The following is a 10217-nucleotide window of genomic DNA, read 5'->3' as shown; positions in this document are numbered from 1 at the left end:
GAAGAAGACACCGCGGTGGATGGCACGGGCTTCGCCCGTGTTCGCGGGCAAGCCCGCTCCCACAGGGATCGCGCCAGCTTTTAGAAATTGAGCAAGACAGTTGCTCCCACACTGTCCGCGTGAATACAAAAAATGAGATCTACGCGGTCATTGTGGGAGCGGCCTTGTGTCGCGATGGGCCGCAAAGCGGCCCCCAACTAATTGAGTTCATTTGTCCCAGGTCTCAGGGCAACCCGTGCATCCCTCCATATTGGCCTCCTGAAAATTCCCGTAATGCTGCCGCGCCCCGCGTAGATCGGCGCGGGCCAGGTTGCTCTGGCCGAACTTGGCCTCCTGCAGGTTGGCATCGCCCAGGTTGGCCCCTTGCAGGTCGGCCTTGCTCAGCCAGGCCATTTCCAGATCCGCCGCCTGCAGGTTGGTCTGCTGCAGCTTGGCCCCGGACAGCCGGGCGAACTGCAGGTAGGCCGCGCTGAGGTCGGCTTTTTCGAACTGCGCCCCCTGGGCGAACAAGCCCCAGCCCTGAATGGCCACCAGCCGGCTATTGCTCAGGTCGGCCAGGCGCAGGTTGCTTTGCTGCAGGCTGGCGCGGGTCAGGTTGGCACCTTGCAGGCGGGCTTTTTCCAGGTTGGCCAGGTCCAGCTGGGCGTGGCGCAGGTCGGCATCGCGCAGGTCGGCACCGGCCAGGTTCATCTTGCGCAGGTCCTGGTTGGCCAGGTTGGCGCCACGCAGGTTGGCACCCGGGCACTGGCTGGCTTCGGCAATGATGCAGCCGTTGATGGTCAGGGGCGCATCGTTGCCATCGTCGTCAGTAGTTGCCGCCAGGGCAGGAGAGAGTACCAACAGCAGGGCAAAGGGCAGGTAGTTCATGGCGAAAGGCTCTCGTTGGAGTAGGGAGGCAGGTGCTATGGGGCTGCAACGCAGCCCCAAGTGACGCCTTACCTCAGGCATTCACCGCTGTGCGGTCTTGTTGTCCCAGCTCGGGATCTTGAACACCCAGAACGAGCCACCCTGGGCCACCGGCTTGGTCAGCTCGGCCATGTCGCCGCCCCACAGCGGCACCGCGCCGCCGTAGCCGACGGTCACGCCGATGTACTGCTCGCCGTCCTGTTCCCAGGTAATGGGTGGCGAGACGATGCCGCTACCGGTCTGGAACTTCCACAGTTCCTTGCCTGTCTTGGCGTCGAAGGCCTTGAAAAAGCCATCGCCGGTGCCGGTGAACACCAGGTTGCCCTTGGTTGCCAGCACGCCGGCCCACAACGGCAGGTGCTCCTTGTGTTCCCACACCAGCTTGCCGGTGGTCGGGTCCATGGCGCGCAGGGTGCCGACATGGTCGTCGTACATGCGCTTGATGCGGAAGCCCATGCCCAGGTAGGCCGAGCCCTTCTTGTAGTTCACTTCCTCGGTCCAGTACTCCTCCTTCCACTGGTTGCCGGGGATGTAGAACAGGCCGGTGTCCTGGCTGTAGGCCATGGGGTTCCAGTTCTTGCCACCGAGGAACGGCGGCGAAACCTCAACCGGCTTGCCCTTGGTTTCACCCGGCAGCGGCTTGGCCGGGCGCTGGCCGGGGTTTTCCACCGGGCGCCCGGTCTTCAGGTCGATATGGCTGGCCCAGGTGATGTTGTCGACGAAGGGGAAGGCGTTCTGCAGCTTGCCGTTGTTGCGGTCGACCACGTAGAAGAAGCCGTTGCGGTCGGCGTGGCCGGTGGCCTTGACCACTTTGCCGTCCTTGTCCTTGTAGTCGAACAGCACCAGTTCGTTGTTGCCGGAGAAATCCCAGGCATCGTTGGGGGTGTGCTGGTAGAACCATTTGACCTCGCCGGTGCTCGGGTCGACGCCGACCTGGCCGGAGGTGTACAGGCTGTCGAAGTCATGCGGGTTGCCGTCTTTCGAGGTGCGCGCCCAGGTGTTCCACGGGCCGGGGTTGCCGGCGCCGACAATGATGGTGTTGGTCTCGGGGTCGAAGCTGGCGCTTTGCCAAGGGGCACCACCGCCATGGCTCCAGGCTTCGACCTTGCCGGTTTCGGTGGTCGGGTCGTCCGGCCAGGACGGTGCCTTGACGTCGCCGGTCGGGGTGCTGTCCTTGCCGTTCAGGCGGCCCATGTGGCCCTCGACGAAGGGCCGCATCCATACCTCTTCGCCGGTGTCCGGGTCACGCGCGAACAACTGGCCGACCACGCCGAATTCATCACCGGAGCTGCCGTGGATCAGCAATACCTTGCCGCTGGTCTTGTCCTTGATCAGCACTGGCGCGCCGGTCATGGTGTAGCCGGCGCTGTGGTCGCCGAACTTCTTGTTCCACACCACCTTGCCGGTGTGCTTGTCGAGGGCGATGACCCGCGCGTCGAGGGTGCCGAAATAGATCTTGTCGCCGTAGATTGCCGCGCCACGGTTGACCACGTCACAGCACGGGCGAATGTTGTCGGGCAGGCGGTGGTTGTAGGTCCACAGGCGCTTGCCGGTCTTGGCATCGAGGGCGAATACCCGCGAGTACGAGCCGGTGACGTAGACCACGCCATCGCTGACGATGGCCTGCGATTCCTGGCCGCGCTGCTTCTCGTCGCCGAACGAGTAGGACCAGGCCGGGGTCAGCTTGAACACGTTCTGGGCATTCACCTGGGCCAGCGGGCTCCAGCGCTGGGCGTTGGTGCCCATGCCGTATTGCAGCACGTCGTTGGTGGTGAGGTGGTCGTTGGCGATGTCTTCCCAGGTGACGTTCTTGCCGGCAGGTGCCGCAGGCGTGGTGGCCGCTGTTGCCACGCTGCCCAGGGCCAGGCTACCGGCCATCAGCAGCACGCGCACGCTCAGGGCCAGAGGGGAAAGGGCGGGTAGCGATCTTATTGTCATGGTTGCAGTTCCCAGTGGAGGTTTTGGCCTGCACAGGGTGGGGCGCGGCGGCAGTTGCGGGATACGGAAAAAGTCCCGCCCTTGCCGGGAAGAGTTCCCGGCAGGCACCTCATTTGGCCCTTCGCCACAAGCCCTACTACCAAGGGAGTACGGCCCGGCCACCAAAGCAGCATTCGGCCGCCTGCGGGGTGTTTTTAAGATGGCGGCACGGCCTCTGTGGTTGAGGCTTTGCGTGCAATGGTGAGGGCATAACAATGACAACAAAACGCAATGTGTTGCTTGCTGCAGGTGTGCTGGCCGGGGCTGTGTTGACCGGTACGGCTTGGGCCCATGGCAACGTGGTCCCGCAGGCGGTGGAGACCAAGGGCCTGACCCCGATCAAGGACGCTGGCGTGAGCCTGGACGGTGACGGCTGGGCGGCGGTCAACCCTTACCGCAGTTCGCCTGAACACGACAAGGCGGTGGAAATCGGCGCCTCGGCCTACAACCAGAACTGCGCGGCCTGCCATGGCCTGGAAGCCAAGTCTGGTGGCATTGCCCCCGACCTGCGCATGCTCGATGCCGGCGACGCCGGCGATGAATGGTTCGTCGAGCGCGTGCGCCATGGCGCGGTTCGCGACGGCCGCGTGTACATGCCGAAGATGGCCGACTACCTGAGCCAGGAAGCCTTGTGGGCGGTGCGCACGTACCTGGACAGCGTGCACGTCGAGGAATGACGGCCATGCGCCTGATGGCGGTACTGTTCAGTAGCCTGCTGCTGTGGTGCGCGGCAGCCCAGGCGCAGGTGCGCAACTACGACGCGATCATCGCCGCCGGTGAGTTGAAGGTGGCTGTGTACAAGGATTTTGCGCCCTACAGTTTCCAGGACCATGGCCAGCCGCGTGGTGTTGATGTGGAACTGGCGCAGGCGCTGGCCGAGGCCATGGGCGTGCGCCTGCAACTGGTCTGGGCGCCGCCCGGGGAAAAGCTCGACGACGACCTGCGCGACTACATCTGGCGCGGCAGCCCGCTGCGCCACCAGCAGTTGGCCGACCTGATGATGCGGGTGCCGTACGACCACGAATACGCACAGAAGCGCAACGAACTGGGTGAGCTGGAAAACGCCCAGGTGGTGATGTTCGGCCCCTATCAGGAAGAGCGCTGGCAAGTGGCCTATGACCGCCGTCGGCTGGCCTCGGTGGCCAGTGTCGCGGTGTTCCAGCAGCACCCGATCGGCGTCGAGGTGGACAGCGTGCCGTCGTTCTACCTGACCTCGGTGTTCAACGGCATGCTCAGCGCCAGGACCCACCATTACCCCAGCGTGCAGCAGGCGTTCGCGGCCATGCAGGCTGGCCAGGTGGACGCGGTGATGGCGATGTGTGGCGAAGTTGACTGGCAGCTGCAGCAGGCCGCCGACCCGCAACTGGCGTTGGCGGAGAACGCCTACCCGAACTTGGGCAAGCAAGCCTGGGAGATCGGCATGGCGGTGCATGAAAGCAACCGGCAGCTGGCCTATGCGGTGGAGGAGGTGCTTGAGGGGCTGATTCGTGATGGGCGGCTGAAGGCGATTTATGCCAATTACGGCCTGCGCTACGTAGTGCCAGAGATGTATCAATAAAAAGTTGCCCAGGCATGTGGGTTTGCAAAGGCAACAGAACCCCTGTGGCGGCTTTAGCCGCGAAGCAAGCGACGCGGTGGATGGCACCGGCTTTGCCGGTGTTCGCGGCTGAAGCCGCTCCCACAGGGGGGCGGCAAGCCTGAAAACCATTTGTTGATCCATGGGAGCGGATCATGAGCCTGAGAGCAACTTTCCTGCTGGCCTGCTGGCTACCTTGGGCCGCCCAGGCCCTGGCCAGCGAGCCGAGTGCCAATAAGGACCCGGTACCGTCGGTAATGTGGGACTTCTACCACAAGCAGTTGCTGGGCCAGGCCGCTTTCGTCTTCGATGACCGGGTAAAGCTGCTGGCGCCGCCGTTTGCCGAGGATGCGCGCCAGGTGCCGCTGGAGATCGACGCCCGGGCGTTCACCGGCGAGGTGGTGCGGATGATCGCCTGGGCCGAACTCAACCCGCTGCCGCGCATTGTCGACTTCCAGCCCGGCGAGCGGGTGCTGCCCTGGTTGTCGATCCGCATCCGTATCGAACAGGCCACCCCGCTGCGTGCCGCCGTGCTCACCCGCGATGGCCTGTGGCATGTTGGCTCGACCCTGATCGATGCCGCTGGCGGCGGCTGTACCGCGCCCAGTGTGGTACGTACCCAGCCCGGCTGGGAAGAACACCTCGGCGAGGTGCTGGGCGGGCGTTACCCGCGTGGCGACAGCAGCCGCTTGCGCCTGCAGGTGGCCCACCCGATGGACAACGGCCTGGTCAGCGGCATACCCGAATTCTTCCTCAACCATGCCGAGTTGCAAGGCGCCGACGGCCAGCGCCTGGCCAGCCTTGAGCTGTACCCGGCGGTCAGCGAAAACCCCAACCTGGGCTTTGATATCCAGGGCGCCGGGCCGACCCGGCTGCTGTTGCAGGACAACAGCGGCAACCAGTTCGAGGCGGCGGTGCCCTGAGCACCTTGCCTGAATTTCCCTGACCCGAGGCGCCCGTCATGCGTTGGATCCTGCTGTTGCTGCTGTGCCTGGGGCTGCCGGCCCAGGCTGACCTGGACTACCGGCTCACGCCCCGGCAGATCGCTGCGGGCACATGGCTGCTGGAAGGCAGCACCGACAATTTCGCCAAGGCCAATGGCGGCAATGTGGTCAACACCGCGTTCATCGTTACCGACAGCGGTGTGGTGGTGATCGACAGCGGGCCGTCGAAACGTTACGGCGAAGCGCTGCGCCAGGCCATTGCTGCCACCACCGACAAGCCGGTGATCGAAGTGCTGTTGACCCATCATCACCCCGACCATGTGCTGGGCAACCAGGCTTTTGCCGATGTGCCGATCGGGGCCTTGGCTGGCACTACAGAATTGCTGCGTCAGCAAGGCGATGCCATGGCCGAAAACATGTACCGCCTGGTTGGCGACTGGATGCGCGGTACCGAGGTGGTACTGCCGACCCGGGTAGTGGAGCCAGGCGTGCATGAGGTAGGCGGGCACCGGCTGCGTTTGCTGGGGCTGAGCGGGCATACCGGCGCCGACCTGGCGATACTCGATGAAAAGACCGGCGTGCTGTTTGCGGGTGACCTGGTGTTCTACGAGCGAGCGCTGACTACGCCCAACAGCCCGGGGTTGGAGGTTTGGCTCAAGGACCTCGACGCCTTGCAGGCGCTGCCCTGGAAGCAGCTTGTGCCCGGGCACGGCCCGGTGGCCAGCGATGCGCAGCCGTTTGTGCAGATGCGCGATTACCTGGGCTGGCTGGATGGCCTGATGCGTGATGGTGCCGCGCGTGGCGATGACATGGCCGAGATTATCCGAAGCCCGATCCCCGAGCGGTTTGCCGGGATCAGCCTGACCCGTTATGAGCTGATTCGCAGTGTCAGCCACCTGTATCCCCGTTATGAGCGCCAACAATTCCAGCGCGTCGATACCAACCCCTGACGCGATCCCCTGTGGTGTGGGAGCGGCCTTGTGTCGCGAAAGGGCTGCAAAGCAGCCCCAGAATTTGTGCCCATAGCTGAAATCGCCGGGGCTGCTGCGCAGCCCTTTCGCGACACAAGGCCGCTCCTACAGAGGAAAGACCGCGCAAGCTTTTGGGGCTTGTACCAAGGAACTAGAAAACTCCACATTCCTGGCAATTGTTGGCGAACAGGCCCCGACCAAGAATTCTCGGCACACCGGGAAATTTTCCCGGGCACAACAAAAAAACCAAAGGTAGCCGTCATGACCCGATCCCCACGCCGTCCCGTGTTCGCCGTGAGCCTGGTGCTCAGCGCCATGCTGCTTGCCGGCGCAGCCCACGCCGCTGTCAGCAATGAAGAAATCCTCCAGGACCCGAAGAACCCGCAGCAGATCGTGACCAATGGCCTGGGCGTGCAGGGTCAGCGCTACAGCCCGCTGGACCTGCTCAATGCCAACAACGTCAAAGAGCTGCGGCCGGTCTGGGCGTTCTCCTTCGGCGGTGAGAAGCAGCGCGGCCAGCAGGCACAGCCGCTGATCAAGGACGGGGTGATGTACCTGACCGGCTCCTACTCGCGGGTGTTCGCCGTCGACGCCCGCACCGGCAAGAAGCTGTGGCAATACGATGCACGCTTGCCGGATGACATCCGCCCATGCTGCGACGTGATCAACCGCGGCGTGGCGCTATACGGTGACCTGGTGTTCTTCGGCACCCTCGATGCCAAGCTGGTGGCGCTGAACAAGGACACCGGCAAGGTGGTATGGAGCAAGAAGGTGGCCGACCACAAGGAAGGCTACTCCATCAGTGCCGCGCCGATGATCGTCAACGGCAAGCTGATCACCGGCGTTGCCGGCGGCGAGTTTGGCGTGGTGGGCAAGATCCAGGCCTACAACCCGGAGAACGGCGAGCTGCTGTGGATGCGCCCCACCGTGGAAGGGCACATGGGTTACGTGTACAAGGACGGCAAGGCGATCGAGAACGGCATATCCGGCGGCGAGGCCGGCAAGACCTGGCCCGGCGACCTGTGGAAGACCGGTGGCGCGGCGCCTTGGCTGGGCGGTTACTACGACCCGGAAACCAACCTGATCCTGTTCGGCACCGGCAACCCCGCGCCGTGGAACTCGCACCTGCGCCCCGGCGACAACCTGTATTCCTCGTCGCGCCTGGCCCTTAACCCGGACGACGGCACCATCAAGTGGCACTTCCAGAGCACGCCGCATGACGGTTGGGACTTCGACGGCGTCAACGAGCTGATCTCGTTCAACTACAAGGACGGCGGCAAGGAGGTCAAGGCAGCCGCCACGGCCGACCGTAACGGCTTCTTCTACGTGCTGGACCGCACCAACGGCAAGTTCATCCGTGGCTTCCCCTTTGTCGACAAGATCACCTGGGCCACCGGCCTGGACAAGGACGGCCGGCCAATCTACAACGAAGCCAGCCGGCCGGGGGCGCCGGGTAGCGAGGCCAAAGGCAGTTCGGTGTTCGTTGCCCCGGCCTTCCTCGGTGCCAAGAACTGGATGCCGATGGCCTACAACAAGGACACCGGGCTGTTCTACGTGCCGTCCAACGAGTGGGGCATGGACATCTGGAACGAAGGCATCGCCTACAAGAAGGGCGCGGCGTTCCTCGGTGCCGGCTTCACCATCAAGCCACTCAACGAAGACTACATCGGTGTGCTGCGCGCCATCGACCCGGTCAGTGGCAAGGAAGTGTGGCGCCACAAGAACTACGCGCCACTGTGGGGCGGGGTGCTGACCACCAAGGGCAACCTGGTGTTCACCGGCACCCCGGAAGGCTTCCTGCAGGCGTTCAACGCCAAGACCGGCGACAAGGTCTGGGAATTCCAGACTGGCTCCGGCGTGCTCGGCTCGCCGGTAACCTGGGAAATGGACGGCGAGCAGTACGTTTCGGTGGTCTCCGGCTGGGGCGGCGCGGTACCGCTGTGGGGTGGTGAAGTGGCGAAACGGGTCAAGGACTTCAACCAGGGCGGCATGCTCTGGACCTTCAAGCTGCCCAAGCAACTGCAGCAAACGGCAAGTGCCAAGCCGTAACGCTCAAGCCCAGGTGCTTGCTACCACTGGCCTGGCGGCAAGCGGCCCTAATACCAAATGACGAGAGCCCCGCTGCCAACGATGCATTCGCCCGGCAGGCGGGGCTTTTTACCATCGGTCCATCGCCTGTCGTGGGACAGGCTTCGACCCGCAGAGGCTCAGCATGATCTACGCACAACCCGGAACCCCAGGCGCCATCGTGTCCTTCAAGCCACGCTACGGCAATTTCATCAACGGCGAGTTCGTAGCGCCGTTGGCTGGCCAGTACTTCACCAACAGCTCGCCAGTCAATGGCCAGCCGATAGCCGAATTCCCGCGCTCCACTGCCCAGGATATCGAGCGGGCGCTGGACGCTGCGCATGCCGCCGCCGAAGCCTGGGGCAAGACCTCGGTGCAGGACCGCGCCCTGATGCTGCTGAAGATCGCCGACCGCATCGAGCAGAACCTGGAAGTGCTCGCCGTCACCGAAAGCTGGGACAACGGCAAGGCTGTACGCGAAACCTTGAATGCCGACGTGCCGCTGGCAGCGGACCACTTCCGTTACTTTGCCGGCTGCATTCGCGCCCAGGAGGGCGGGGCCGCCGAGATCAACGAAGGCACCGTGGCTTACCACATCCACGAGCCGCTGGGTGTAGTGGGGCAGATCATCCCGTGGAACTTCCCGCTGCTGATGGCCGCCTGGAAACTCGCCCCGGCACTGGCGGCCGGCAACTGCGTAGTGCTCAAGCCTGCTGAGCAGACGCCACTGTCGATCACCATTTTTGCCGAGCTGATTGCCGACCTGCTGCCCGCAGGCGTATTGAACATCGTCCAAGGGTTTGGCCGCGAAGCCGGCGAGGCCCTGGCCACCAGCAAGCGTATCGCCAAGATCGCCTTCACCGGCTCCACCCCGGTGGGCTCGCATATCATGAAATGCGCGGCCGAGAACATTATCCCGTCTACCGTGGAGCTGGGCGGCAAATCGCCGAACATCTTCTTCGAAGACATCATGCAGGCCGAGCCCGCGTTCATCGAAAAGGCCGCCGAAGGCCTGGTGCTGGCGTTCTTCAACCAAGGCGAGGTGTGCACCTGCCCATCGCGGGCGTTGATCCAGGAGTCGATCTACGAGCCGTTCATGGCCGAGGTGATGAAGAAGATCGCCAAGATCACCCGCGGCAACCCGCTGGACACCGAGACCATGGTCGGTGCCCAAGCCTCGGAGCAGCAATACGACAAGATCCTTTCCTACCTGCAGATTGCCCGGGAGGAGGGCGCCCAGCTGCTCACTGGTGGTGCTGCCGAGCGGCTGCAGGGTGACCTCGCCAGCGGCTATTACATCCAGCCGACCCTGCTCAAGGGCAACAACAAGATGCGGGTGTTCCAGGAAGAAATCTTCGGCCCGGTGGTGGGTGTGACCACCTTCAAGGACGAAGCCGAAGCACTGGCAATCGCCAACGACAGCGAATTTGGCTTGGGCGCAGGCCTGTGGACCCGCGACATCAACCGCGCCTACCGCATGGGCCGGGCGATCAAGGCCGGGCGCGTGTGGACCAACTGCTACCACCTGTACCCGGCGCATGCAGCGTTTGGTGGCTACAAGAAGTCCGGGGTGGGCCGTGAGACCCACAAGATGATGCTCGACCACTATCAGCAGACCAAGAACCTGCTGGTGAGCTACGACATCAACCCGTTGGGCTTCTTCTAATACTACGCGGACAATGTGGGAGCGGCCTTGCGTCGCGATAGGGCCGCACAGCGGCCCCAGGATATGCGCGCTGAAGCGGATATTGCTGGGGCTGCTGCGCAGCCCAATCG

General features: G+C 63.9%; 8 protein-coding genes. 6 read left to right on the top strand and 2 right to left on the bottom strand.

Features of this window, described 5'->3' with window-relative positions:
• Nucleotides 1-207: 207 nt before the first annotated feature.
• The gene (locus tag ABE456_RS27295; protein WP_346646703.1) at nt 208-867 is read right to left on the bottom strand and encodes a pentapeptide repeat-containing protein; all 660 of its coding nucleotides are present in this window, start codon (nt 865-867) and stop codon (nt 208-210) included.
• Nucleotides 868-948: 81 nt separating this feature from the next.
• Nucleotides 949-2844, bottom strand: coding sequence for a quinoprotein ethanol dehydrogenase (gene exaA / locus ABE456_RS27290; protein WP_346646702.1), 1896 nt, complete (start codon nt 2842-2844; stop codon nt 949-951).
• A 254-nt stretch (nt 2845-3098) separates the two neighbouring features.
• Between exaA and pedF the strand changes: the two genes are divergently transcribed.
• From pedF to ABE456_RS27260, 6 genes are all read left to right on the top strand, one after another.
• On the top strand, nt 3099-3560 hold the full coding sequence (gene pedF, locus ABE456_RS27285; RefSeq protein WP_346646701.1) for a cytochrome c-550 PedF: 462 nt from the start codon (nt 3099-3101) through the stop codon (nt 3558-3560).
• Between the two features lie 5 nt (nt 3561-3565).
• Complete coding sequence (locus ABE456_RS27280; protein ID WP_346646700.1) at nt 3566-4441, top strand: transporter substrate-binding domain-containing protein; 876 nt, start codon at nt 3566-3568, stop codon at nt 4439-4441.
• 173 nt (nt 4442-4614) lie between these two features.
• Nucleotides 4615-5382 (top strand): quinoprotein dehydrogenase-associated SoxYZ-like carrier, encoded by a 768-nt coding sequence (locus tag ABE456_RS27275; protein ID WP_346646699.1) that lies wholly within the window; start codon nt 4615-4617, stop codon nt 5380-5382.
• Nucleotides 5383-5420: 38 nt separating this feature from the next.
• Nucleotides 5421-6353 (top strand): quinoprotein relay system zinc metallohydrolase 1, encoded by a 933-nt coding sequence (locus tag ABE456_RS27270; RefSeq protein WP_346646698.1) that lies wholly within the window; start codon nt 5421-5423, stop codon nt 6351-6353.
• Nucleotides 6354-6635: 282 nt separating this feature from the next.
• A complete protein-coding gene (gene pedH, locus ABE456_RS27265; RefSeq protein WP_346646697.1) occupies nt 6636-8423 on the top strand; it encodes a PQQ-dependent alcohol dehydrogenase PedH in 1788 nt (595 codons plus the stop codon).
• A gap of 163 nt (nt 8424-8586) precedes the next feature.
• Complete coding sequence (locus ABE456_RS27260) at nt 8587-10107, top strand: aldehyde dehydrogenase family protein (protein ID WP_346646696.1); 1521 nt, start codon at nt 8587-8589, stop codon at nt 10105-10107.
• Nucleotides 10108-10217 lie beyond the last annotated feature (110 nt).

Source organism: Pseudomonas sp. TWI929, from assembly GCF_039673335.1.
GTDB lineage: Bacteria > Pseudomonadota > Gammaproteobacteria > Pseudomonadales > Pseudomonadaceae > Aquipseudomonas.
This window is presented reverse-complemented; position numbering and strand designations above follow the sequence as displayed.